The sequence below is a fragment of the Aureitalea sp. L0-47 genome (assembly GCF_026126405.1).
In the GTDB taxonomy this organism is placed as follows: Bacteria; Bacteroidota; Bacteroidia; order Flavobacteriales; family Flavobacteriaceae; genus Pukyongia.
The window spans coordinates 643,131-668,310 of the sequence record NZ_JAFMTQ010000001.1; the positions used below are offsets into that span (position 1 = coordinate 643,131).

Here is a 25,180-nt window from a genome sequence, read left to right on the forward strand (position 1 = left end):
ATGTACTAATAAGGTAGAATGATCTATTTCACCTAGTATGCATTGTGATAAATAGACATTCCCCCTTTAGGAAATATTAGGAAAATTAGGTGGACAGCTTACTCTGTTTTTCCTCTTTGATTATTTTTGTGTTTTTCCGAGTGCTGTGGGTGATTCCTGGCCATTTTCAGAAGTTGCTCATTAAATCTAACTCCGTCGGAGTGCATATCGGCAAGAGGCCGATGGGTAAGGTAAAAATCTCTTTTCATAGCATAAATTTTCACCCAAAATACAAATTTACTGAGGGCCAGAACGTTAACTATGCGTTAAACCCTGGAATGTACTTTCAATGGATGTATAATAAACCTGAATTTATACACAAAGCCGCTAGTACTAATTACAATTACCTAAAATGGAACTAAGTACCTCGATAGCATCATCCCCCAGGGTTGAGTACTTATAGTTCGGGAGTCTGATAGGAAAGATAGGGGAAGGAGGGATCATATCTGAATTACTGCTAATACAATTGTTTCCGTTATTACACACAAAAAATAAAGTATCGAAGTTGTCTTCCATATCTGCTTTGTCCTTGTACATGCGCTCGATATCATTCAGATTGAAAGACATCTTGAATTCGTTGCCTTTACATTCGAGTGTTACAGAAAAAATACAGTCTTCAAGGAGGTATTCCCGGTAGTTGCACCCCGGCTCCGCAGGAACTTCAGTATTGAACCGATCAATGATGTTTTGAATTTCAACCTCTGAACTTTGTGCGTTAGTTATACCAAAAACCGTAATAGTACAGCAAATTAAAAACAGAATTCTCAGGTTTTTCATGATCTTCGGTTTGAGCGCGAAAGATACAGATTTTGATTGTTTAATACTTATTTAAAAGTAATCATGGAACTCTCAGAATTTCATTTTGGCTATGCGTTCGTAGTGTTGGCTTGTATCAGTTGTAGCTTGGTGTTTACCATTGAACTACCCATCAGCCGCGTCGGTTCTGCAGACTAAGCGGGCGCATGTCTGTCCAAACCTTTTTGATGTATTTTACACATGGGTACAGTTTGCCACTAAAATCTGTAGCCCTCCAACCTTCGGGTATGGCTAGTTTCTTAGGCCAGATAGAATACTGTTCTTCGTGGTTTATTACCACGTAGTAAATACTGTCTTCCGGCAAATCCATCTCACGAATACTTAAAGGCCGCATATCGGTCCATACTTCTTCTATGTACTTCTGACATGTAACCTGGTTCCCTTGTATTCCTGTTGCTTTCCATCCGCGGGGAGGATTCTTATTTCCAAGCCAAATAGAATATTGCTCCTCGTGATTTATTACTACCTGATATTCCTCGATATTTTGTGCGGAAACAGAGCTTATGCTTGGATTGATTACAAGCATAAAGAATGCGGCAATGGATAAATATTTACTCATAAGATAAAAGTTAAGGATTGAATTAAAGGTACTTAAATTTTGCGTACAATGAATAAATATTGATTCGGTTACTCTTCACTTCCATTCGCACAATTGATATTGGACGCCATCGATCATCACTTTCTAACACTCCAAATCTCATGCATTGGGTCACCTTTGCTTGAGAAACCGGAATGGTGCCAATTCCCGTCGATCATCTCGTAGTTGAACTCAAGGCTGAGTCCCGCTTTCGAATCGTCCCGGGAGAAGAACTCGATGTTCTCAGTGTATTTTCCGTCAATGGTTGTATAGGTGCCTCCACCGGTTCCCATGAATTGTTTGGTTTCGGTATTGTATGCGATCCACTGAAACCGAGTCCCTGAAAGTATCTTCATGGTTTTTCTTGGCCTATTTGTATCACGAGTTTGAGTTTCCCCGTTTCTTATTCTACCTGACATCAACCAGGCTCCCTGTAGCTTTCCAGGAGTACCATCGTCTATCCTGCTAAGCGTCATTCCGCTATCCGGTATTTCAATGGTATTTTCAAAAATAACCACTTTAAAACTTACTTCCTCTCCCACCATATCCGGGTTGCCGGTATGAAACTCTACTTTTTCAGTCATCATATCCCCTTTTAGTTCCCAGGTGCCACCATTGGTTTGTATGAATTTTCCAGTAGATGCATCGTAAGTGCTCAGCACCTGGTAGCCATCTGCGAAGATCAATACGTTTCTCAGCTTGTCGCCATTTTCGGAAGTGGTATAACTTTCCCATGAACCAATTGGGCTTTGAGCATTTATTCCTATGGAAATTGTTAGAAAGAGTAGGAGGAACGCTTTTTTCATGACCTGGACTTTTCAGTTAAATATGTGTTTTAAAGATAGTTGTTTTTCAATCTTGAACCAATCTTGGGGTTGTATTACAAATGTTTTTAACTTCAAATGTAAATTCTATTTACAGAGATCCTCCAATGCCATATCTTTAACCCGCCTTTGATTGGAAAACCTGGATTATTTTTATTAATAGTTAAATTTAAAGACTATGTGGAAATTTATAGTTGCGTGGGTGCCCATGATATTCATAGCTATTGCGAACGGCATATTTCGTGAGAAAGTCCTCGCCAGCAGATTAGGTGAGCTTCAGGCGCATCAGCTGTCAACGGCTACTTTGATACTTCTTTTCGCATTATATATGTGGGGCTTATTTAGCATTTGGGAACCCGCATCGGCAAACCAAACTCTTAGAATAGGTTTATTATGGTTGCTGTTTACCGTGATATTCGAGTTTATATTCGGGCACTACGTCGCAGGTCATTCATGGAGCAGGCTATTTGAAGATTACAATATTTTGAAAGGAAGGCTCTGGATATTTGTACTGATCTGGGTAACAATTGCGCCCTACATTATAAATCAATTAAGAAATTAGGGGCTTGTTTGCACCAATATATACCAAAAACCGTTAAAGAATCATCAACAGTTCGTTGGCTAAATATTTTATGAAGCAAGGATTCTACTTTTCTCCTATATGCTTTTTGTAGAATTTCCAAACTTCCCTGGCCACATCTCTACCAAGTTGTAGTCCGGCCACGTTATCTGCCTGAATATGGTATCCTCCTAAAACTCTTGATATTCCCGCCATATCTGCCGTTTCGGTAAATGTTGGGAATTTAATTGTGACCGTGTCACCGAGGTTGTTAGGTTCTGTCATAGCTCCGGCGACCAATTCTACTTCTTCTCCGAATTCATCACTTCCCGTCCATAGTTTCAGTGCTTCGCCACAACCACCGCTAATGGTGCTGTGTCCCGAAACATAACTTGGAAATGGCGGACAAAGGAAGGTCTCCGGCGAATAAGGTCTCCATTGATTTCCGTCAAGATCCATCATACCTTTTCCTTCTCCTCCCCAGGCTTTGATTTTCTGTCCTTCGTAGTATTCATGTACCAGTGCATACGGCCTTGCGTAATCGTAGAACATCTTCGAATCCCAGGAAGCTATAAATCCGTCCATGGCTACCACCTGGTTGTAGAAATACATCTTAACATCCTCATCCAGTGTATGCGCATCTCGTCTTGATACATCCTGGGCAAACTTTAGCCAGTGGCCTGCCTGCTGTACTGACTGTGGCCCGTCACGCATGAATTCCACAAGGGCTTTTTCGTAGTCGGTGAGATTGGCCTGCATTTCGATTACTTCCTGCACTTCTTTCTCCAATTGTTCAGAACCTATCATCGGAGGAGGTCCTGGACGGAACTGGTCTGCGGATTGCAGTGCGATAGGCTTCACCTTGTCCCAGTAGGGAGTGAGGCATCCGGGTGCGTAGCTACCACCTTTTCCATCAGAAAAATACTTGGGTTGCCATCGGTTCGGATCCACATTTTTATCTGCGGAATTCACCGGTTCATAACCTACATAATTGAAATAAGGTTCTCCCATAGAGCCTTCTTCCTCTCCATATTGATTTGCTCCATCTCCCTTGCGAGCTTCAATCACTGCCTTGGCAGCTAAATTACCAATCCCTTCAGGAGTAGTTGGGTCTAAGGATTCGTTTTCCGGATCGAGACCTAGTTCTTTCATGAAATCTGCAAAGAGTTCCTTATCCGAATAATAGTACTCGTTCATCGCGCGATAGGCTGCGTAACTAATCGCGATCTCTTTGTTCTTTAAGTTGTGTTCTTCGGAAGGTCGACGCTCCACATCCTGCAGGTATACTGGAGTGGCCATATCGTCGTATCTGGACCAGGCATCAAAGACAGAAACGAAGATCAGTCCCAGGTAACGTGAGGTAATAGTAGGCCTTGGTTTAAAACGTTCTGTGTCGTTGGCAGTGGCCAGAAGCGCCATTTCTCCCCATTTGTAGGCTACATTATCAATACCCGAGGGCTCTGCTTCTACAATTGTGTTTTGAGCATCATTTTTACTGGAATTCTCATTACAACCAAAGACAATGAATAGCGCTATTAATAGTATATAATTCCTGGTCATGTTGGATTATTTTTTTGGATAGGTGATGTTTAATATCAAAATTAATAATAAATAAACTTTAATACCAACGCGATTATCAATGGCATATAAAATGAACTTACAAACCATCATTTTTTCTATACACTAGTGAAAAAATAGTTTTTTGATAAGTACTAATTCCCCGAAAAGCCCTCCCGAAAGAGTATGACTTCTTATTCATTCAGGTAGGCAGAATACATCCATACCAACTTCTCTTGTTCCCTGATATAATCGCTCATCTGCGCATTGGTGCCTTCATCGTTGATATCTGCAGCAAAATCCAGAATTTGTCGTTGTTTGGTGATAAGAATTTTAAAGGCCTCCAGAATTTCTGATATTGCTTTAGTGCCGTCCGATACTTCATTGCTTTCAGGAATTCCCGAACCGTCAAGGTACAAGGTGTACTTATGTTGAGGTACATGTCCGAGTGTGAGTATTCTTTCGGCTACATCGTCAATTTTCACGAAAAGATCGTTGTATAATTCTTCGAATTTCAGATGAAGTTCAAAAAACTTATTACCCCTAATATTCCAATGATAACCTCTTGTATTCTGGTAGAAAATAGAATAATTAGCCAGTAAGTCGTTTAGTAAGACTGCTAACTCTTTACTTTTATTTATATCAAGACCAATGCTATTTAAATTTCTCATAATTCGTGCTTTTTATAATGTCAAAGGTAATTTGATTCGAATCCACAGAATATGACAATTGTTAGATAATTATTACGGAGGAACGTATAGCAGACAGCTTTTGTTTAGATCAGGATGAAAATAATTTCAATATGGCGAATTATTATGCTGAAGGATGCCTGGAATTAGTAATCCGAATTGATTTCCAACCACTCTGATCTTTTCAACGTATACCAATGGTGAGGAATACCTTCAAATTCGAACGTTTCAACATATCTTAGCCCTACTTTTTGTAAGATCTTATTCGATGCGATATTATCGACGTCTGCGGCTCCACTGATTTCATCCAGTTCGAGTTTATCGAAACCATATTGGAGAGATGCGATAGCTGTTTCGGTAGCAATTCCTTTTCCCCAGTATTTTTTTCTGAACCTGTAACCCAGGTCGTAATAATCAAACTCCCTAACTGTTGTTTCAAATTTTAACCCAGACCAGCCAATAAAATCGTTGGTTTTTTTGTCTATCACCGCCCAACGCCCTATTCCATGTTGTTTGTATTGGTTCTGAACATAATCAATCACTTCTTTGGCTTGTTCCATGGTGGTGATGGGATTTTTCCCTAAATATTCATGAACATCGGGATCCGAATCCAGCGCAAAGATGCCCTCTACGTCATATTCTTCCATGTCTCTTAGGATCAACCGATCGGTTTCAATATGTATGTTCATCTTTAAAAGGTAGATTTCCCTTAGATTACGGCTGTTAATTTTTCAGAATAAAGAAAAACGACCCGGTAGCTTTAGGCTACCAGGTCTTAAAAATATGTGTTGATTCTATTTTGTCAATGTTCCTATTCCGAAGTTACTGGAAACCCTCTGTCTCTCATCAGAGCCTCGATTTTTGCATCTCGCCCTCTGAATAGTCTGTAGGCTTCAGCCGGATCCATAGAGTTTCTTGGAGCGAACAAATATTCAACTAATTTACCGGCCATTTCTTCATCATAGAAACCTCCCGGGGCTTCAGCAAAGGCTTCTGCTGCATCAGAAGTAAGTACATCTGCCCACATATAACCGTAGTAGGCCGTTGCATATCCTTCACCCGAAAATACGTGCCCAAAATGAGGGGTTCTGTGGCGCATGGGTAATTCCTTCGGCATATTCATTTCAGCAAGTGTTTCACGTTCGAATTTATCGATATCTATATTCGAAGGATCGGCCAGGTGGAGTTTCATGTCCATCAATGCTGAGGCCAGGTATTCTGTAGTAGAGAATCCCTGGTTGAAAGTAGCCGCATTTTTGATCTTCGCAATCAATTCTTCCGGCATAGGTTCACCCGTTTCGCTATGAACCAGGTATGTATTAATAACCTCGTCTGTTGATAACCAGCGCTCTAATAACTGCGACTGGAATTCGGTATAATCCCTAACACCTCCATTAAGAGACGGATATCTCACATTAGAAGAGAAGTAGTGAAGCGCATGGCCAAATTCGTGGAAGAAGGTGGTGGCGTCGTCCCAGGAAACAAGCAGGGCCTCTCCCGGCGCCGGTTTTACAAAGTTTGAATTGTTGGTGCCCAGTACATTTTTCTTCCCATCGAAGGTAGAATAATCTCTAAAGGTGTTTGCCCAGGCTCCGGATCGTTTTCCCTCCCTCGCATAAGGATCGAGGTACCAGAGGCCTATATTTTCCCCGGTGGTTTTGTCGGTAACTTCCCAGACCTTCACATCTTCATGATATACGGGAACCGAACCTTCCGGAACCGGTTCGAAATTAAAGTTGAATAACCTTCCTGCCACATAGTGCATGGCTTCCGTTAGCTTGTCCAATTGAAGGTATTGTTTTACCTCATCCGAGTCAAGGTCGTATTTTTCTTTCCGAACTAATTCAGCATAAAAACGATAATCCCAGGGCTCGATAGTGATATTGTCTCCCCTGGCATCAGCAACGGCCTGCATTTCTGCAACTTCTTCAGCAACTCGGGCAATAGCGGCCGGCCAAACAGCTTCCATCAATTCCATGGCATTCTCTGGAGTTTTAGCCATTCTATTTTGAAGGCGCCATTCGGCATAGTTGTTATGACCTAGAAGCTTCACGCGCTCAAGACGTAACTTCAGTATTTCTGCTATCAGTTCATTGTTGTCGTATTCATCCCCATTGTCTCCACGTGAATAGTAGTTGTTCCATACCTGTTTGCGTAATTCTCTCTCAGTGGAGTAGGTGAGGAAGGGATCCATAGAAGAACGGGTATTGGTTACCGCGTATTTCCCGTCCTGCCCCTTATCGGTTGCTGTTCGAGCCGCCGATTTGATATAACCTTCCGATAGCCCTCCTAATTGATCTTCCGTCAGGTAGGTTACGTAGTTTTCTTCGTCGTGCAGTACATTGTTTGAGAACTTGGTATACAAGCTGGATAGTTCCTTATTTATTTCGGCGTAACGCGCTTTCTTATCCGCGTCCAGTTCCGCACCATTCATGGCAAAATTCTGATAGGTAAGTTCTATTACGCGCTGCTGATCCGCAGCTAAAGGATTTTCCATAGAAGCGTCGTATACTGCCTTTATTCTTTGGAACAGTTTTTCGTTTTGGGTGATCTTAGATCGAAACTCTGAAAATAACGGGGCCAGTTCAGTTTGAATTTCCCTGAATTCAGGAGTAGACATATTGCTTCTCAGAATGCCATAATAAGCGAAGCCCCGGTCCAGTTCTTCACCTGCGCGTTCCATTGCTTCAATGGTGTTTTCGAAGGTGGGAGGATCTTCATTGTTGGCAATGGCGTCAATATCTTTGAGATTTAGTTCCATACCCAGAAGCATGGCCTCTTTTACATCTTCAACTTTCATTTGGTCAAAAGCGGGAACACCATTGTAGGGTCCTTCCCATTCTGCTAGTAATACATTCTCGACCATAGGTTCTTCTTTTTCTTGTTTACAACTCACCACTAGAATAAGTGCTGCCAGCAGGAGAGTCATAGGTATTCTTACAGTATGTTTGGTCATTTTGTAATGTTTAAATTATCGTATAAGCCCAAAAAAAACTCAGGTTTCTTTCAATTGTTTAAGATAAGGAATTTAGGCAACTTTAAGATGGTTTATAGCAATGGATATGTCGGCTTACACCGATTTATCGTAAGCCTCCTTGATCCAGGATTTCAATTCTTCGTCCACATCAGAAACCTCATGTAATTGCACCCTGTGCGTGCACATAGTTCCAAACGGACCGGAATTTCCAAGTCTAGCGGTAGTGGGCTTGTCTTTTAATTTGAATCCCAGGTCTATTCTTGTTTTGGTCGCAGGTTTGATCAAAATGAATTGTCGTTTCCGAATGATGCTAACACTGCTCTTTTTTGCAGTTATAGTTACATCATTACCCAAGGTATTGATATAGGCGAGCAGTTTTTCATAAATAGGAAAAAGTACTTCTTTGCCTTTGTATTGTTCTGATACAAGGTCCGCCTCTGGGGAGTCCTTAGCTTTTGAAAGGGATACAATTGTATTCGCAAAGCCGTGAGTGACCTGATGTTCAGTCTTCAGATATTTAACTGCTTCGGAATGTTTTTCAAACGACTTGGTTTTTAAGATTGCAAACCATTCCTCTAATGACTTGCCGGTCTTCTCCGGCATATTGTCTATCATCGTTTGTAGTGCTTTGTCCATAGTACTTTACTTTATTCTTCCAATTCTTTTATCACGATGTCCTTATACCAAACTTCATTAGAGTAAAGCACCCGTTTGGCTCTAATGCTTATTCCTCCGTTGACTTTAAGTCGCTAGTGACAAATTTTGCGGCCAATTTCAACTCGAAATTTTCATATTTCTTTGTTGTACAGAGGTAGTGGCCTTTATCTATTACTTTTTGTAGGCTACCCCCAACAATAGCTTCATTTTCCACCCTGAAAAAAGTACTATTCCCTTCCCAACCGTCAAGTGATTCTCCATTGAATAACTTCTGTTTGGGCTCATTAGCGCAGGAAATAAACAATGTAATAGCACAAAGTAATCCAGTCAGATCTATTAAGTTTTTAAACATTCCTCCAATATTACTACCCATAATTTTGAACCAAAGATTCAGTTCGCATATAACCTCTCAGTCCAGGATTCAATGTTTCATTTCGGGTGAGTTATTCTCCTTTATTCTCCACAAGATTTTCTAACCGCAGAACCGCGGTTATTCTATTTCAAAACTCCCTGTTAATCCCTTTTCAGAACTTCCTCCAACCATTACCCTAAACTCTCCGGCTTCTACCACCCATTCATAGTCTCGGTTATATAAACCCAGCTCTTTATCGGTGAGGGTAAAACTTACCGTTAGGGAGGCGCCGGGTTCCAGTGCTATTTTCTGGAAGCCTTTCAATTCCTTTACAGGACGCACCAGGGTGGATACCGGGTCGTGAAGGTACAATTGTACTACTTCTTCCCCGGCTCTGGAACCACTATTGGTTATCGTAACAGATACCTGAATATTTTTTGAATCGTTGGCGTTAATGTTCAAATCGCTATAGTTAAAGGTCGTATAACTTAAGCCATGCCCAAAGGCGTATAGCGGACTATTTTCTTCATCGGCATAGTGCGACCAAAAGACATTCCCTTCTTTGTTCACAGGTCTGCCTGTACTATAAGCGTTGTAATAAATTGGGACCTGACCCACGCTGCGAGGGAAGGTCATAGGTAGTTTTCCACTGGGGTTTTCGTCGCCAAACAGCACTTGAGCAATAGCATTCCCCGATTGACTGCCCAGCTGCCAGGTTTCCAGAATAGAAGGAATATTCTCCGCCTCCCAGGGTAAGGCTAAAGGACGGCCGTTCATCAATACCAGTACCACATTTTGGTTTACCTTATACACCTCTTTTAGCAGTTTCAATTGTAGTCCGGGCAGATCGATGTTGGTACGGCTGCGGGATTCCCCACTCATAAAACCGTGTTCGCCCAGGACCATTACTACCACTTCTGCATTTTTGGCTGCTTCCACCGCTTCTTTCATACCGTTATTGTCTGTTTCGTTGATCTTGACATGCTGTAGAAAGCTAGCTTCGAGAAACACCTTGGGTCCCTGAACAAATTGGTATTCCTTGGTGATGGCATCAATACCTTCCAGTACTGATACGGCGGTATTATTCTCAGAGGCAAGGCGCCAACTACCCAATGGGCTATTTTTGTCATCCGCGAGATCACCAATAACTACAATACCTTTTTGGTTTTTGCTCAACGGCAGCAGGTTACCCTCGTTCTTTAGAAGTACAATACTCTTCTTCGCCATTTCCAATACCCCAGCCTGGTGGTCCGGATGGTAGATCCGTTCTTTTTCGCGCTCAAGATCAGAGTATTTATAGGGATCATCAAAGAGCCCTAATTCCATTTTCACTTTAAGAATACGACGTACGGCTTCATCAATATTAGCTTCGTCTATCTTGCCGTCTTTTACCAGGCCAACCAGATTTTTTAGGTAGGAACCGGAGGCCATATCCATATCGGAGCCAGCCTTAACGCCAATCTGTGAAGCGTGGGTGGAGTCTTTGGCATGCCCATGGGCGATCATCTCAGCAACCGAGCCCCAATCCGAAACTACAAAACCATCAAAGCCCCATTTCCCTTTTAGGATTTCCCGCTGCAACCGGGCACTTCCGGTTACGGGTTCCCCGTTCAATAGGTGAAAGCCGTTCATAAAGGTTTTGACTCCGGCATCTACAGCAGCTTTAAAAGGTGGGAACACCCGATTGTAGAGTGTATACGTCCCAACATCTACGGTGTTGTAATCACGCCCTGCCTCGGCAAAACCATATCCAGCAAAATGCTTAGCGCAGGCGGCAATGGTAGTCGTGGATGAGAGATCGTCACCTTGAAAACCTTTTACCCGGGCGGTTGCAATTTTCGCTCCCAGGTAGGGGTCTTCGCCACCGCCTTCCATAACCCGTCCCCATCGGGGATCGTAAGAAATGTCCACCATGGGTGCAAAAGTCCAGTGTACCCCTTCTGCCGCCGCTTCATTGGCAGCTATCGCGGCTGATTTTTTAATTAGCTCCATGTCCCAGCTCGCCGCTTCTGCCAACGGTACTGGAGCCAGTGTTTTTTGTCCGTGGATGACATCCAGCCCAAAGATGAGGGGAATCCCCAGGCGACTTTCATTTACTACAATTTCCTGAAGTTTTCGGGTTTCTTCGGCACCTCTAACGTTTAACATAGCGCCCACCCATCCTTTTCTCAGGTGTTCGTATTTCGTGGCCGCACTTCCGCCCTCAGGGGCTGGTCCTGTAGCATCGTAGAAACCACTGTAAAGGTTCATCTGACCTATTTTTTCCTCTAAGGTCATTTTGGCGAGTAAGGCATCAATCTCCTGTTCCATGGTGGATTGAGCTATCAGAAGTGTATTGCTCATAAAAAATAAAACGATTGCGGCTATTCGGCGAAACATAGTTTGTGAATTTTGATTGTAGCGTACAAGATACGACCTGAATTTCAACTGCGAAAGAGGTGGAACGGGTTTATATGGATGATAACTTCGGAATTCAGAATTCTTCGAATGGACATTAATACGTATGCATTATTTTACCTGTTACTTAATTCCACAATTTGGTGGATGCATTAAGATATCTCAAGTCTTCCATCTCTTTTTGCCATTTTTCTGATATGTATTTGCTTTCTTGGATTCTTGAATCTACTTTTTGAAATACAGGGTTATTTATCCACATAGGCTGCGAGGACCAATCGGAATTTATATAACTAAAAGCTTTAATCACATCTGAATTATTTTTTATTGTATTGAAAAAAGGAACAAACCATTCTTCCCATATTATCTTTTCTAATTTTTCTTTTTTTATATCACTATCGAAGTATAGGTTTTCAATTTCTCTTACCGGAGTGGCCTCTGCGATAAAAACAGGTTTGTTGTGTTTTCTTGCGAAGGTGAGCATTTCCTGGTCTGGATTCCCGAAATATGAATAACCCACCCAATCTACAATATCATTTCCGGGATACCATTCTTCTAAAACTTCCTGATTAGAGCCAGAACCTTTGGATTGCCATACAAATGCAACATTCTCGACTTGAAGATCTTTAAAAATTGAATGTATTCTTTGCCAGGACTTTAAGTAGTGCTTCTTCTTATAATGATTCCAATCCCAGCCATCAAACTCATAACCAATTCGCAAGAATACAGGGCGTTTAGCAGATTTAATCCAATGCGCTAGTTCTTTTATTAAATGGTCGTGTTTTCCATTGGCCACATTCTTTTCATTATTTACGAATGACACTCCGATGGCAATTGCGCTATTTTGATATGTGGAGTCTTGTAAATAAAGGTTGGCCCAAGAATCTCCGGCACCCCAGTTGGCCTTAGTTTTTAGGCCATCCAGGCCTTTATTGAAATATCCATAAGATTCATTCCCTGGTGATAGATTGGTATAAACCGTAATACCTGCCGGTGTCTTGAAATAGTCTGTATATCCTTTATTATACCTATCTAATCCACCCGTAGCTTCCAGATCCTGTCCTATAAAAACTAAACATTTTCCGTCTTCAGGTTCAAACTTTTGTGCTAAAACCGGATTGCCTAAAAGTAGTAGTGCTAATACAATAAAGGCTTCATTTCTCATTTTTGTATTCGTGCTTGATCCAGTCCACTTCCATTTCCCAGTTTTGGGTCATCGGGGAATCGTTGATCTTGGCAAAATTTAAGATGGCGAACAATGGTTCAGGGTAATTTCCCCCCTGATCTTCTGCCCGATAAACCTCAGTTTCATCCAGACGGAAGACAAGATCATTACCATCCCACTCCACCGAATAATCATGGAATTCATCGAGAGTAGCCTCCTGAACCAGCATCTTGCCCTGCCAGTCACCACTTTGGCATTCTCCAAGACTCACAATTGCGCGTGCTGCATAGTGGTTGGATCCACCATCACTATGATGCTCAAAAACGTCTATTTCTCCTGAGCCGGTAAGTGGCCAACACACGGTTTCGTCATCATCCTCAACGGGAGGCTCGTTATTCAACGCGCCTAATAGCCACCAGGCGGGGAACATTCCGGGCTGACCGCTGTTCTCCACTTTCAACCTGACGGTCCATTTACCTTTAATAAACTCCTTGCGATTCTTGGATATGATTCGTCCTGCCACGTATTGTGTTTCCGGATGTTGCGCCCCGGTCTTTACATCTAAATTGTCACATGGGCGTTTTTCACCTAGATCCACCACACGTAGTTTCAGTGTTCCGTTGCTGACTTCCCGCGTATTGAACTGGCCATCTGGCACATAGCATTGATCCTCATTATTAACCCAGATCATCTGGTCTTGCCAGTTGTCCTCATTGAATGTATCGAAATCATCGAAAAAATCCACTTGCCAACTAGCCGTTGATTCCTGGGCCACATTATTTTTTTCATTGCCCCCTTTGCAACCAAAGAAAAGTGTCAATACCAATGATAAAAAGAAGGTTTTTACTAATACATTCGTCCTTTCCATTTTTCAGTTTTATATGGTTAGAAATCCAAAACATCACTCCATTTTAGAATATACATTATCAAAGCCGTACCGGCCATGCTGACGAATACTAAACTTTGCCAGAAATAGAGTTTGTTTCCCCAAAGCGTTAACCACTTTTTACCGTATTCTTCTCTCACATAACCCCTCATGCTTTTGTAAAAAAGAAAGCTTAGTACTATAAAGACTATTGCCGCTATTGTTATCACCCAAACTTTTCCCATTTGTCAAAAATTTAGTAGGACTTATTATTTGAAAGGTTAAGATAGGAATTTTGGAAAAATTCTCAGCCCGATTGGGAGCTTTGTATTGGATAGGGCTTTGTTATTTACTCAATTTTAAAATTCGAATGGCACCCTGGATGACCAAAGCAAAAACAATTGTTCCGATTACCAGATCAGGCTTGCTTGAGTTTAACCAATTCACCAGGAGTCCGGCGATTATTACACCCAAATTGATTATCACATCATTGGAAGTAAATATCATACTGGCCTTCATGTGGGCCTCTTCTTTGCTCTTAGACTTTTGTAAGATATAGAGACAAATACCATTGGCGATTAGCGCGAAAATCGAAACGATTATCATAGTTGAAAAGTCTGGAACTTTTTCCGTTCCGAAAACCCTTCTCAACACTTCCACAAAACCGAGAATGGCTAGTGTGATTTGAAAATATCCCGCAATTTTAGCGATCCTTTTTTTCCGAATGAGGGTTCCGCCAACCGCGAACAGGCTAATTCCGTAAACGAAACTGTCGGCAAGCATATCCAAACTGTCGGCAACAAGACCCATTGATTTTGAGATCAGTCCTGTTGTCATTTCGATAACGAAAAAGGCGAAGTTTATACCAAGTACTGTCCAAAGTAGTTTTTTCTGATTTGTCTTTTCTTCAAAATCTGTTTGGGTGGTAGGTTCGGTGGAGATTTTCTTTCCGCCTAAATTCAGTTCGAGAATTGAATTTTCGATCTCTTCTGATTCTCCGCTGTGATAAACGGTTAATTTTCGGTTGGGAATATCGAAGTCTAGATTGGCAATACTCGAGATTCCATCCAATTTCATGCGGATCAGATTTTCCTCGGAAGGACAATCCATTTTGGTAATTTCAAATACTGTTTTGTTCATTCAGATCTCATGTTCGTTTTGGTTAGGAATATGAAGTTTAACTCAAAACTATCGCGTTTGCTAAAATAAAGTTGACGACTTTTACAGTGCTGACCGTCTTACTAATCGCCAGCAAAGGGTTTATTTCTTTTATTCACGCAAAATTTTCTCCATTTTCCGGCCTCTTGCTAATTCATCAATCAATTTTTCCATTTGTCTACATTGTTTATACAATTCAAATTCATCCTCTATTTCCTCAATTCGATAACCACAAACGACTCCTTTAATCAAGTGTGCGTTTGGATTTATTTTCGCTCTTTTAAAAAATGTTTTAAAAGTTACTTTCTCTTCAATCAGCGAATGTAATTTTTCTTCATCAAACCCTGTGAACCATTCTAATACCTGATGGAATTCTTCTTTAGTTCTACCATTCTTCTCCAGTCTATTCCAATAATGTGGGTAAATGGAAGCAAATATCATTTTGGCAACCTTTTCTTCTTTTTCTGCTGTAACTTTCATATATCTTAGACTTTAAGTTATTGCTGCCGATGGTGTTTACTTCCATGTCGGCGGTTGATATCTTTCTAAATGTTTTGTCCGAATGTCAATAGGTTGCTATCCGGATCAAGAATCGAAAACTCCTTTTGTCCCCAGGGTTTGACCTCCAATTTCCCGTTAGGGTGAATTTCGGTCTGTCTTTCTAAAAGGGAATTATAGAATTTGTCAATATTATTCGTTCGGATATAAACCTGACCGTAATTCTGTTTGGGCTTGAGGTCCTTGAACTCAAAGAAATGAATTTGTATTTGGTCCTTTTCCATCATGAGGTAGCCCTCGTATTCAGCACTTCCGAATACCTTAAAACCCAATTGGTTTGAATAGAACTCACGAGTAATACCTTTGTCTCGCATGGGTAATTTTGGATGGATGTCTGTGAGCATATAATTGTAAGTTTAGATCGTAGTATAATATGTAAAGTTTTAGCCAAAGTTTAATCTTTCGGTTTTACATAAACGTCGGAAGGAGAGATAACTTTATTTTTATCATATGGTTTTGTTGAAGTTTCAAATTCTTCTCTGAATTCACTACCAATACTGTCACAAGCATTTATTACCAGGTTAACATAGAAGTCCGGTAAAAAAGTATTGTCATCTTTTTGAAATTTATAAGTATGATCATCTTCGGCCTGATAGGCATATACTTTTGCGCCACTAAATTCGTACTCTTCAATTTTATCGGTCACATCAATTCTTTTATAACCGAATTCACGTTTATCAAATTCATTTAGCTCTTCCGGAGATATAAAAAATAAAACACAATTCATCTTTGTATTTTCAGATTCTGTGATGTTAAGTGCTAGTTGGTTTTTAAATGGAATAGTGTCGTTTTTTTCAATGTAAAACAGATCATTGGGAAGGCCGTCCATTGAACGAAAATGATTCCAATCTCTTTGATAATCCTCAAGGTGAACAATGTATACAGAATCTTGATACGGACGATTAAGAGTTCTTTCCATACTACTTTTTGACATTAAGGAACCATAACCAATCATCCCAATTTTACTATCATCAATAGTGATTAAAGTCTTTGACTTGTTTTCACCACAGCTAAAAAAAAGAAATAATAGTATTACTAGAATGGAGAGACGAGAGAGTTTCATAGATGTTTTTCTTTAAAGTAGTTCTTTGGCTGAGATCGCGCTGTTGATTTATAGCCTTTGTTGTGGTGAATATTTTTTTCGCATCACATGTTGTTCACTATTATTTGTCAAAGGTGACAGTTGGAGTTTTCCAAGTTATCGGATCACCTACAATGCCACGAGTATAACTAAGGATTTCCATCCATTCAGGGGACACTTTAATTAGAAGATATCCTTCTTTATTATTTGGGTAGAACGCTTCCCATGCATTTTTCCATCTTTTCTCCTTTTCCTTCTCATCATCTACAATTTGGGCCTTTCCATGAATTACAACATAGCCAGAAGCGTCACTGTCCTGGTAGTACAAGGTGACGGTTGGATTATTTTTAATTTGATCAACTTTTCTACTTTCAGATTTCGTTCCAAACCAAACCGTAAAATCACTTTCGGGAGGGAAGGGGTCCATAATTCTGGCCATAGGAATGGATTCATCATCTAATGTGATTAATACACAAGTACCGGCCTCCTTAATGATCTCACGAGCAGCAATAGTCAATTTCTCTTCTGTTGACTCATTCCTCGGTATATCTTGACAATAAATTTTACATGGAATGATAAAAAAAATCAAGCACGTATTTAGGATAAGTTTGCTGAGTTGATTCATAACGGCTAAATAAGGTTAAAGTGATTTAGTACTATTTCTAGTTTGATTTCTCGTAATTGCAGTTATACATTCTTACATACCGTTTAATTTTTCTCCTTTTAATTCAACACCTTTGAAATGAAAAATTAACTGATATGTGTCCTGCTTTATTTCTCTAAATTCAAAATAATCTTCGGCATCCGGTTCATCAAAAAATGTTGTCTCGGATTCAGCATTTAAAACAGTATTTTCCTCTCCATTTTGATAGAACATTAAATAACCGTCTTTCAGTTTAAACCCGAAAATATTATCATTAAACTCTTTTAATCTGTAATCACCTTCGTACCTCCTAAGAATTTGTTCTGATAATATGATTGCATTTCGTTTTATTACTTTGGGTAATTCGTAGGGTTTCCCTTTAATTATTTTGTCTACTGTATTGAGAATTTGTCCAAAAGGTATTTCATCATAGTTCGAGAAGAAAATTAAATTGTAATCACCTTCAATATTGTATTCTGCATGAGATAGTATTCCATCGCCACCTCCCGACCAACCAATTGTATTTTTTGAATTTTTGATTCTGTCTTTGTAAGAATCACTTTTAATATGGTTTATAAATAGTTCTAGATCTTCTACGGTAGAGTAAATCTTTGATTGTCTTTTGTCCTTACTGTTTATGTTAGGTACTGCCACTATTTCACCATCATTATTTTCATGATTCGTAACAGCTTGATTTAGGTTGCCTTTCTCAAGATAGAAATGAGCACCACTGTTTTTCATATTTAAAGGTAAAAAATACTTCTCGTCCAGGGTTTGAACAAATGGCTTCCCTGTTATTTGGGAAATGATATAATACAATAGCTGATATCCCAAATTAGAGTAAACAGTTTCATCGCCGGGTTCAAAGATTAATGGTTGGGCCATTATTAGATCTACCATTTCCTCTGCTGACTTCTCTATTAAGTTAGGTACTTCATCGTTAAACTCTCTTGGTAGTCCGGATTGATTCTCTATAAGGTGCTTAATTGTTATATTGTTTCCAGCCGGAAAATCAGGTATAAACTTTGAAACCCTATCACTTTGTGATATCCTCCCTTCTTTTTCTAAGTCAATTACCACAGCCTTAGCCATTAACTTTGAGATAGAATGTATATCGAATTGGGAATTTTTCGTAATTCGCAAAGTTGACGGCCCTTTAGGAATGTTATAGGTATTAAACAGGATACGATGATCGTCCTTGCTAATTAGTACCGCTCCATTAAACTTGTTCAACCCGGAAAGTGTCTTGAAGTATTCGTCTAAATTCGTAGTGATCTGCGAATATTCTTTGAGTTCATTTGTCTTATTATCTACATTACCACAACTGCAAAATAATAGTGTAATAATTAGCAATTTTAATATTAGAGTTTTGTTTTTCACATCTAATGGTATGTAGCGTCAGGTCGAATTATCCGTGGACACTTTATTACGATTTGATTAATCAATTCGGAACGAATTGAGCTGATTTATAGCCTTTGATGCCAATAGTTGCCGGAGGATTAGAATATTTAGTTTTCAAAGTTTGAAGAGGCCACTTCTCTGTGAAGTCTCCAGATTCCATCTTCACCCTTTTTCAGAATTGCCAAGAATGTGTTCTTCAATTCAATGGTATTACCTTCACTATTCGTATAATACACTATACTGTTACCGAAATCGTAGGCGATACTATCCGAAGCAAGAATGGTTTCTTTAGGGAACATCATGATGCTATCATATGGAAACGGCCCTTTATTGGTAGCGTGAATATACATATCGTTCCAAGCATCACTCCCTGGTCCAATTGTTTTCACATCTTTAGTTATAAGGGTACTGATAGTTTCTCCATCATTTTCCATCACAGCTCGCATAAATTTCTGGCGGGTATTTTCAATACCCTTTAAGTTAGCTTCGATATCAATTTGATCGGCTTTGATAACGTCCTGATGTCTATTATCACAACTTAATATGGATACCAGGAAGAACACTATTATGAATTTTTTCATATTACTTTAATTGTTGCCAATGTACACGGCTATAACCTCGGCACTTGAGGCAGCCAACTGGCTTATTTTTATAAAGTTAGGGGAGTTAAACGGGGATTCCAAATCCAGGCTCGATTATAGCTTTTGTCGTGCTTGGTATGTTAATTACTGTGTATTCTTAAAAGTATCTTCAAAAATTTTTGTCCATTGTCCATTGTTCAATTGTTCCCCATATTCTTGAAAGCCTCCTTCCGGAGTTCTTCTGAAAAAAAATCTGGTCTTTTCATCTCTCCAGACGATGAGTTGTCCATCCTTGTATTCCGCAGGATATCTGGCTACTCCACTCTTAGAAAATCGGTAATAGTAATATTTTTGGTCTTTGTCATCGTAATAGACTATGGTGTGGAGTTGTAAAAATTCGGTATTCAACTCAATAACCAAAATGCTCTTGTCAAGGTCATAGGAGATTTTTTCGTATGCTGAACCTTGTTTGACCACAACTCCATTTTCATAAACTTTTGATGTGCCAATCCACTCTCCAATCAAGAAGTTTAGTTGTTCCATCTTTTCTTGCCTGAGGTCTTGAGCGAAAACTGAACTATTCAGAAAAATTAGAACAATAAAATAAAGGCATTTAGAAGCATTGCGAAATCTCATATTTCTTCGTTTAAGGAGAAGTAAAAGATAGGAATTTTGAAAAACTCTAAGATGATTCATAGCCTTTGTTGGTCACTGACTTTTCTTAATCTAATTTTTCAAACTCGAATTGGATTTCAAATTCAGTATTGGAAACAGTAGCATTTATTTTATCTCCATTTTTCCAATATTTAATCTTATTTGGAAAGTCTATCTCATTGTTTTGGCAAGTAAACTCATTTTTATTATGACTTATTCCAGTGAATGCAGTTGATTCAGTTTCTTCAGGTACTTTTACAATTAAGTTCCATTTCTCATTTGATTTTATCAGTCGAATATTTTCTTGCTTAATTGTGTCGCCGTTCTGCATTGTAAATCCAATTCCAGAATATTCGTTTTCATTAATTTTTTCCCAGTTTTCAAATGTTTCTTTTCCTGCTTCTTCATTCAGCCTTTTCCACTTACCTAATAACCAATCAAAATTTTCGGTTTCCGTAGTTAATTCAGTAGACTTTGTAGTTGGTTTACTGTCCTCTTTCTTAGTTTCGTTACAGGAAAGAATTAAAATTCCTATCAATAATATCATTACTTTTCTCATAATATTTTCAGCTGGCGGCTTTTATTTAGAAGATCAAGTTAGTGATTTCTGGCAAAATTCCTGGCGTTCATTTATAGCCTTTGTTAGCCTTTGCGGTTTCTTGTGAACTAATTAAAGTGCTAACCAAATTGATTAATTTTCGTACATTAAAGCTATGAACCTCCCAGATGAATTTTACGAGATAATTATTCTAGTTGGTCTAGTAGGCGCAGCTATGTATTTAGTCAGTTTCTTAACCAAGAAGAGTAGAAATTTCAGAAGCAGCAGAAACAAGAAGGCGAGGAAACAGGATCAACCTTTTGATTTATAATTTTTTGTCCTATCAAAGACAATGCTGTTTTACCATTAATGCCAACGGCTATGTATACGATTTGTGGCGGTCTTGTGGTTTAGCGCCGGCGCGCTGTTACAGTGGAGCGTAGTTCATGCACGCGAAGGAAGCCCGTAGAGCCGCTCAACGGATTTATCCGATAAACCAAGTTAACTATAATAGGGGAGACTTTGATTTGGTTCAATCCAACCATGAAATATAGCATTTGACGGCGGTAGTTTAAGCTTTGACTAATCTTTTAATTTTAGTGCGATTGTTTCTTGTCCGCCTTGTAGTAATGTCATACTTACTACCCTGCCATTTTCATTTAGATTAAAAGTAACTTGGGCTTCTGCGACTGTCAAGAAAAATACATTTTCAGATCTTGGGTAAATCTCGAATTCACCTTGACCTGTGGCCTGAGCTTTCATCTGACTTCCTTCTTTCGAAATCGTAATCACAAACTCCGGAGCCAGTTCATATTTACCGGTATAGCTCTGTAATATCGAATCTTCAATAACAATCTCCTTGAATAAGCCATCTGTATTTATTCCCAGGTCCTTCAACACCTTTATTCCTCCTTCATTGGCAGGGTTAAGCTCGATGGATTTCATATAGTTTTCAATGGCTTTTTGCTTCTCGCTATTCTTTAATAGTGCTTCACCATAGCTGTCATAAACATTGGAAGAATTTGGGAATGCTTCAACATTTATTTTAAATATAACAAGCGCATGGTCAATATTATCTTTGCCTAAATAATGATATCCCAATTGATTTAACTGGTTCTCAGAAAAATTATAATTCTCGGATTGATTCTTTTTTAGTTCTAAATATTGAGATTGAAGATTGTCAATTCCTTCAGCGTCAATAATATTTTTTAATTTATTGGCAATAGAAGGAAGTATATTACAACGGTTTCCCATTGACTCTCCTTTTTTCCAATAAATCCAATCGCAATATACTTTACGATATATATTATGGCCAGCTCCTCCATTTGTAATCACAATAAAGCCATCGTTGGTTGCCGGATTGATTCTTAAAAATGCATGCCATCCTGCATTGGCTCCTCCGTGCCCCACTAAAGTCATTGAAGTTCCACGGATTGGATCTATCTGATACCCCAAACCATAAATTCCGTCTGAAGCTGTGGTCGGCTCCATCATTTCTTGGAGATTAACCACCGACAAAATTTGCTGATACTCGTTATTATTCGGGTTTTTATAAAGGCTGGCTAGTGCAAATTTCGTAAAATCTTCTATTGTGGTATGCAACCCTGCTGCGGCTTGAGCTGTAAATAGTTCAAAGTCGATCACTTCTCCAAACTCATTGTATTCAAGAGATGATGTTTTCAATATATTATCATCAATGGTGTAACTGCTGCTGGTCATCCCCAAAGGATTTAGTATCTGCTCCTGCATATAATCCTCAAACTTTTGCCCGGTAACTTCTTCAATAATTAATTGAAGAATAGTAAACCCACCTCCTGAATATTTCCACTTTGTTCCGGGTTCCATAATAATTTCTACACCTCCCGGACCATTGTTTTTACCATTTAAAGATTCTTCAATTGAAGGTAATTTGTCTTTTGGCGACCAACCCGGGTAACCGTGCAATGATAATCCTGCCGTATGACTTAAAAGTCCCCTTATTGTAACTTTATTTGAATCAAATTCAGATTTTGGGATATGCCATCGGGTAAGATATTTTTCTGCCGGTGTATCAAGGTCTAATTTGCCCTCCTGAACCAGTTTCATCACACCCCATGCGGCAATAGTTTTAGAAATAGATCCAATATTAAAACCCGTGGAGGTAGTTACCGGGGTTCCTTTGTCAATATTTGAGTACCCATAGCCTTTTTGCAAGATAATTTCACCATTTTCTATAAGGGCAATGGCTGTGCCAGGAACAATAAAGTCATTTAATAATTGGGGAATTTTCTGGTCTAATTCGTATATAAATTGTTCAATTTCTTTCGATTCTTTTTGAGCTATAATTGAAAAAGAAAATAGCAGTGCTAAAAGGAAAGTTAGTTGTTTTTTCATTTTTATAGTTTCAGTTAAGACGACTGGGGAGTCTGATTGTAACCTAAGCTCATGCTTTTTGCATTTCTTTAATTGTACACGGTGTTGGCAAGAGTTTTTTATATGTTTCCGAAGTAGTTACTAATTCCACTTAATATACCATCTCAAAATATCATAGTAAGTGCGAACAAAAATAGTATCACTCCTACAGAGATTTGGAAAGCATCAAGTGATACAGACATTCCTTCTAAAATCAGTTGTCCCATTACAGTGAAAAATAAGAGTGTCAAGAATGCAATTATTGATTATTGGATTGCAATTTTCTTTTTGTGGACTAAATCAAACTCTTAAGTAGCCTCAAGATATACTGGTATGCTTCAGATTGGGTCAACTACTGCAAACACAAAGAATATAGTAGTTAATATTTCAATCATTTATTTTATTCGTTTTGCTTGTGTTGTGAAAGATAAACCTTGTTGTCCCATAGTCGAAGTCATTATTCCCTCAAAAATTGGTTCTGGACAGTTTTTAGGAATTTTCCATTCCAAAATAAAGTTTGAACCTGTTCCTCCAGAAACATCAATTTCATCAATAATTATCTCTGTAGTCTCCATAGGTGCTAAAAAGATTGGAGAATCAAAGTATTTTCTAACTGATTTTCCGTTAGTATCATAATATTCGGCTCTTAAAAGATAGATAGTGTCTAATTCACTTGTGTTTCTCATACTTATCATTGAAGTTAAGTTGTGAGTTCTATGTTCAGTGTTGCTATAAATTTGAGAATAAACAGATAGATAAGATTTCCCGAATTCAAGTGAATCTTTTGAAGCTAAGTTAATAGCCCGTTCTGACCAATTCTCTGGACTAATAGAGCTAATTTCTGTCTTTTCGTTGCAACTAAAAAGGAGGGCAATTATGATTATGCTTAAATACTTTTTTTTCATCTCGGTACGATATTTAAAATATGCTGTAACGTCCACAGCTATAAATTCGTCGGTGGGACCGCCTTTGAAGCCGAGCTATTTGTGCCTCCGCTAACCTCCTTCGCCCAAACAGCATGGCTACGAAGGCCGAGAAGCTTCAGCGACATGCGAACGGCCCAGGAGACCAGGCATTTAGGGTAACTTTAGACGCCAATAAGCCTGGTACGTCAATTCGAATTTTCAATGGATACGTTATTTTGTAGTTAAATTAATCAATTCGGAACGAATTGAGCTGATTTGTAGCTATTGTTATGGACTTTGTCGTATGACAATATTGTCATTTACTTTTTAACTTAAAAAGAATTACTTTTTCAAAATCAGAAAGCAAACTTTTATCACGAATTTCAAATATGCATGGTTTGGATTTTCCTACATTTTTAGTTTCTGTGATCTTTGTTTTCAGATCATCCTGAATGTCCAAATCAAGAATTTCATCAAGTAATCTTAATGGTAAATAAATTACGGCTTGAATAAACTCTTTCCAAATGGACATCCATACAATAATCTTTTTCTTTTTTTGAACTTTACAAAGCCATGCGCCCCCATCTTTGTAATAACGCCATTCATGATCAAGATTATTTTTTTCGAAAAGGCCTAGCAATTCTTCGTAGACCTCTAAAGACTCACCTAATACAGACGTTAGGACACTTTTGTCCGGATAAGTTGATTCATCTTTGAGCTGGAGTGCATTTTTTGTTGTCATATTAAAATTTAAAATTAATTGCTACTAAGAAAACTCATTGGGCAGTGTATTCAGCCGTATGTGTATGGTGCGTATCCCTCAGGGTATGCACTATATACATTGTTGGCAGCAGTTTTTATTTATCTAACCCAAATTCAAGTTGTCGATTATACTCCTTTTCATCAAAATAGCCTTTTGATTCTTGGATTAGCCCATCTTTATTTAAAGTCCATTCTTCAAATCCGCTAATGTTTACTTTATTTCCGGTTCCATTGGTTCCGTTGTTTGTTCCAGTCAGAGTCCAATAGAATCGCGTTTTCTCCGATTTGGTAATTAGACTATCCATTGAAACAACCATATCCGGAAAAGCGTCCATAAATCCTTTAGCGACATTTGTTATCGCTTCCGTTCCTTTTGCTGGTGAGCCATCATTTATCCGTAGAACGCCATCTTCAGCGAAAAAGGATGAGACAAAATTTGGTCTTTGACTGCACCACACTTGTGCATAACTCTTGGCAAAAACCTCCAAATCAAATTTTTTCAACTCTTCTGGTAAGGGTGTATTGGTGAATGAGATGTTAATGAATTGCCATTTACCATCTTCCTTGATTAGGGTGAAATTGTCAATATTATTTGTCCGTGGAACACCATAGGAATGTAGGGTGGCATCAGCCCAAACAAAAGCGATTTGCCCTTTATTTATAAGGATTTTGTATTCATTCACGGGTTCGTAAAAGGGCTTCCGTTCCCGGTTTTTTTGCGATTCAAAATATTCACCAATTGTGATGACGGAATTTTTCGAGACTCCATCTCTAATTATTGCACTTGCCAGGTTTGCCTTGTCTGAAATTATGGAATCCAACGCCTGAAAGTCAGAATTACCTACAAGCATCAATAATTTTTCTACAATGGCTTTTATTTCTTGTTCTTCTGGATTCAGTATTTTTTCCTCTGGTGCCTCAAGAACCTTTTTCGTCAATTTAGCTTTGTCTTGATTTGACTCACAACTGATAAATAAGCTGGAAAGTACTATTAGAGATAATATTACATTTCTCATTGTTCTTTTCATAGTCGCGTT

28 protein-coding genes and 1 pseudogene are annotated in these 25,180 nt (G+C 39.0%); 2 read left to right on the plus strand and 27 right to left on the minus strand.

What is annotated here, in order from left to right; all coding sequences use genetic code 11:
* Positions 1-98: 98 nt before the first annotated feature.
* From J1N09_RS02830 to J1N09_RS02845, 4 genes are all read right to left on the minus strand, one after another.
* The gene (locus tag J1N09_RS02830) at positions 99-248 is read right to left on the minus strand and encodes a hypothetical protein (RefSeq protein ID WP_265197971.1); all 150 of its coding nucleotides are present in this window, start codon (positions 246-248) and stop codon (positions 99-101) included.
* A gap of 124 nt (positions 249-372) precedes the next feature.
* On the minus strand, positions 373-816 hold the full coding sequence (locus tag J1N09_RS02835; RefSeq protein WP_265197972.1) for a hypothetical protein: 444 nt from the start codon (positions 814-816) through the stop codon (positions 373-375).
* 151 nt (positions 817-967) lie between these two features.
* Positions 968-1,414, minus strand: a complete 447-nt coding sequence (locus J1N09_RS02840) for an MbtH family protein (RefSeq protein ID WP_265197974.1) — start codon at positions 1,412-1,414, stop codon at positions 968-970.
* A 116-nt stretch (positions 1,415-1,530) separates the two neighbouring features.
* Positions 1,531-2,238 (minus strand): membrane or secreted protein, encoded by a 708-nt coding sequence (locus J1N09_RS02845; protein WP_265197976.1) that lies wholly within the window; start codon positions 2,236-2,238, stop codon positions 1,531-1,533.
* Positions 2,239-2,434: 196 nt separating this feature from the next.
* Here J1N09_RS02845 and J1N09_RS02850 point away from each other — a divergent pair, with 196 nt between their 5' ends.
* On the plus strand, positions 2,435-2,818 hold the full coding sequence (locus tag J1N09_RS02850) for a hypothetical protein (RefSeq protein WP_265197978.1): 384 nt from the start codon (positions 2,435-2,437) through the stop codon (positions 2,816-2,818).
* A gap of 84 nt (positions 2,819-2,902) precedes the next feature.
* Here J1N09_RS02850 and J1N09_RS02855 read toward each other — a convergent pair whose 3' ends face one another.
* The 21 genes and pseudogenes from J1N09_RS02855 to J1N09_RS02955 all read right to left on the minus strand — a co-directional run bounded on the left by J1N09_RS02855 (position 2,903) and on the right by J1N09_RS02955 (position 23,381).
* Positions 2,903-4,375 carry a vanadium-dependent haloperoxidase gene (locus tag J1N09_RS02855; protein WP_265197980.1) on the minus strand — a complete coding sequence of 491 codons (1,473 nt, stop codon included), beginning with the start codon at positions 4,373-4,375 and terminating at the stop codon, positions 2,903-2,905.
* Between the two features lie 191 nt (positions 4,376-4,566).
* Positions 4,567-5,043 (minus strand): Dps family protein, encoded by a 477-nt coding sequence (locus J1N09_RS02860; protein WP_265197981.1) that lies wholly within the window; start codon positions 5,041-5,043, stop codon positions 4,567-4,569.
* Positions 5,044-5,207: 164 nt separating this feature from the next.
* Entirely contained in the window at positions 5,208-5,750 is a 543-nt protein-coding gene (locus tag J1N09_RS02865) for a GNAT family N-acetyltransferase (protein WP_265197982.1), read from the minus strand.
* Positions 5,751-5,872: 122 nt separating this feature from the next.
* Positions 5,873-8,017: a M3 family metallopeptidase gene (locus J1N09_RS02870; protein WP_265197984.1), complete on the minus strand. Its 2,145-nt coding sequence runs from the start codon at positions 8,015-8,017 to the stop codon at positions 5,873-5,875.
* Positions 8,018-8,131: 114 nt separating this feature from the next.
* Entirely contained in the window at positions 8,132-8,674 is a 543-nt protein-coding gene (locus J1N09_RS02875) for a DUF4287 domain-containing protein (protein WP_265197986.1), read from the minus strand.
* 88 nt (positions 8,675-8,762) lie between these two features.
* Positions 8,763-9,047: a DUF1080 domain-containing protein gene (locus J1N09_RS02880; protein ID WP_265197988.1), complete on the minus strand. Its 285-nt coding sequence runs from the start codon at positions 9,045-9,047 to the stop codon at positions 8,763-8,765.
* A 138-nt stretch (positions 9,048-9,185) separates the two neighbouring features.
* Complete coding sequence (gene bglX, locus J1N09_RS02885) at positions 9,186-11,390, minus strand: beta-glucosidase BglX (protein ID WP_265197989.1); 2,205 nt, start codon at positions 11,388-11,390, stop codon at positions 9,186-9,188.
* Positions 11,391-11,571: 181 nt separating this feature from the next.
* Positions 11,572-12,606, minus strand: a complete 1,035-nt coding sequence (locus J1N09_RS02890; protein ID WP_265197991.1) for a glycoside hydrolase family 26 protein — start codon at positions 12,604-12,606, stop codon at positions 11,572-11,574.
* Positions 12,596-13,474, minus strand: coding sequence for a glycoside hydrolase family 16 protein (locus J1N09_RS02895; protein WP_265197992.1), 879 nt, complete (start codon positions 13,472-13,474; stop codon positions 12,596-12,598). The genes J1N09_RS02890 and J1N09_RS02895 overlap by 11 nt, the downstream gene beginning before the upstream one ends.
* Positions 13,475-13,816: 342 nt before the next feature.
* Positions 13,817-14,611 (minus strand): cation transporter, encoded by a 795-nt coding sequence (locus J1N09_RS02900; RefSeq protein WP_265197994.1) that lies wholly within the window; start codon positions 14,609-14,611, stop codon positions 13,817-13,819.
* A gap of 129 nt (positions 14,612-14,740) precedes the next feature.
* Positions 14,741-15,109 (minus strand): DUF2200 domain-containing protein, encoded by a 369-nt coding sequence (locus tag J1N09_RS02905; RefSeq protein ID WP_265197996.1) that lies wholly within the window; start codon positions 15,107-15,109, stop codon positions 14,741-14,743.
* 65 nt (positions 15,110-15,174) lie between these two features.
* Positions 15,175-15,531, minus strand: a complete 357-nt coding sequence (locus tag J1N09_RS02910) for a bleomycin resistance protein (RefSeq protein WP_265197998.1) — start codon at positions 15,529-15,531, stop codon at positions 15,175-15,177.
* Positions 15,532-15,581: 50 nt separating this feature from the next.
* Positions 15,582-16,250, minus strand: a complete 669-nt coding sequence (locus tag J1N09_RS02915; RefSeq protein ID WP_265198000.1) for a gamma-glutamylcyclotransferase family protein — start codon at positions 16,248-16,250, stop codon at positions 15,582-15,584.
* 100 nt (positions 16,251-16,350) lie between these two features.
* On the minus strand, positions 16,351-16,785 hold the full coding sequence (locus J1N09_RS02920; RefSeq protein ID WP_265198001.1) for a pyridoxamine 5'-phosphate oxidase family protein: 435 nt from the start codon (positions 16,783-16,785) through the stop codon (positions 16,351-16,353).
* Between the two features lie 180 nt (positions 16,786-16,965).
* Positions 16,966-18,291, minus strand: a complete 1,326-nt coding sequence (locus J1N09_RS02925; RefSeq protein ID WP_265198002.1) for a serine hydrolase domain-containing protein — start codon at positions 18,289-18,291, stop codon at positions 16,966-16,968.
* 128 nt (positions 18,292-18,419) lie between these two features.
* On the minus strand, positions 18,420-18,893 hold the full coding sequence (locus J1N09_RS02930; RefSeq protein WP_265198003.1) for a YybH family protein: 474 nt from the start codon (positions 18,891-18,893) through the stop codon (positions 18,420-18,422).
* A gap of 144 nt (positions 18,894-19,037) precedes the next feature.
* On the minus strand, positions 19,038-19,436 hold the full coding sequence (locus J1N09_RS02935) for a hypothetical protein (RefSeq protein ID WP_265198005.1): 399 nt from the start codon (positions 19,434-19,436) through the stop codon (positions 19,038-19,040).
* A gap of 178 nt (positions 19,437-19,614) precedes the next feature.
* Positions 19,615-20,106 (minus strand): DUF6265 family protein, encoded by a 492-nt coding sequence (locus J1N09_RS02940; RefSeq protein WP_265198007.1) that lies wholly within the window; start codon positions 20,104-20,106, stop codon positions 19,615-19,617.
* A gap of 561 nt (positions 20,107-20,667) precedes the next feature.
* Complete coding sequence (locus tag J1N09_RS02945) at positions 20,668-22,458, minus strand: serine hydrolase (protein WP_265198008.1); 1,791 nt, start codon at positions 22,456-22,458, stop codon at positions 20,668-20,670.
* Between the two features lie 146 nt (positions 22,459-22,604).
* Positions 22,605-22,811: pseudogene (locus J1N09_RS02950) on the minus strand (MarC family protein); the annotation flags it as partial.
* A 60-nt stretch (positions 22,812-22,871) separates the two neighbouring features.
* Positions 22,872-23,381: a DUF3124 domain-containing protein gene (locus J1N09_RS02955; protein WP_265198009.1), complete on the minus strand. Its 510-nt coding sequence runs from the start codon at positions 23,379-23,381 to the stop codon at positions 22,872-22,874.
* A gap of 113 nt (positions 23,382-23,494) precedes the next feature.
* Here J1N09_RS02955 and J1N09_RS02960 point away from each other — a divergent pair, with 113 nt between their 5' ends.
* Entirely contained in the window at positions 23,495-23,623 is a 129-nt protein-coding gene (locus J1N09_RS02960) for a hypothetical protein (protein ID WP_265198010.1), read from the plus strand.
* Positions 23,624-23,697: 74 nt separating this feature from the next.
* Here the strand turns inward: J1N09_RS02960 and J1N09_RS02965 are convergent, their stop codons facing one another.
* Positions 23,698-24,123, minus strand: coding sequence for a DUF3788 domain-containing protein (locus J1N09_RS02965; protein ID WP_265198012.1), 426 nt, complete (start codon positions 24,121-24,123; stop codon positions 23,698-23,700).
* A gap of 115 nt (positions 24,124-24,238) precedes the next feature.
* On the minus strand, positions 24,239-25,171 hold the full coding sequence (locus tag J1N09_RS02970) for an ester cyclase (protein ID WP_265198013.1): 933 nt from the start codon (positions 25,169-25,171) through the stop codon (positions 24,239-24,241).
* Between the last annotated feature and the right edge of the window lie 9 nt (positions 25,172-25,180).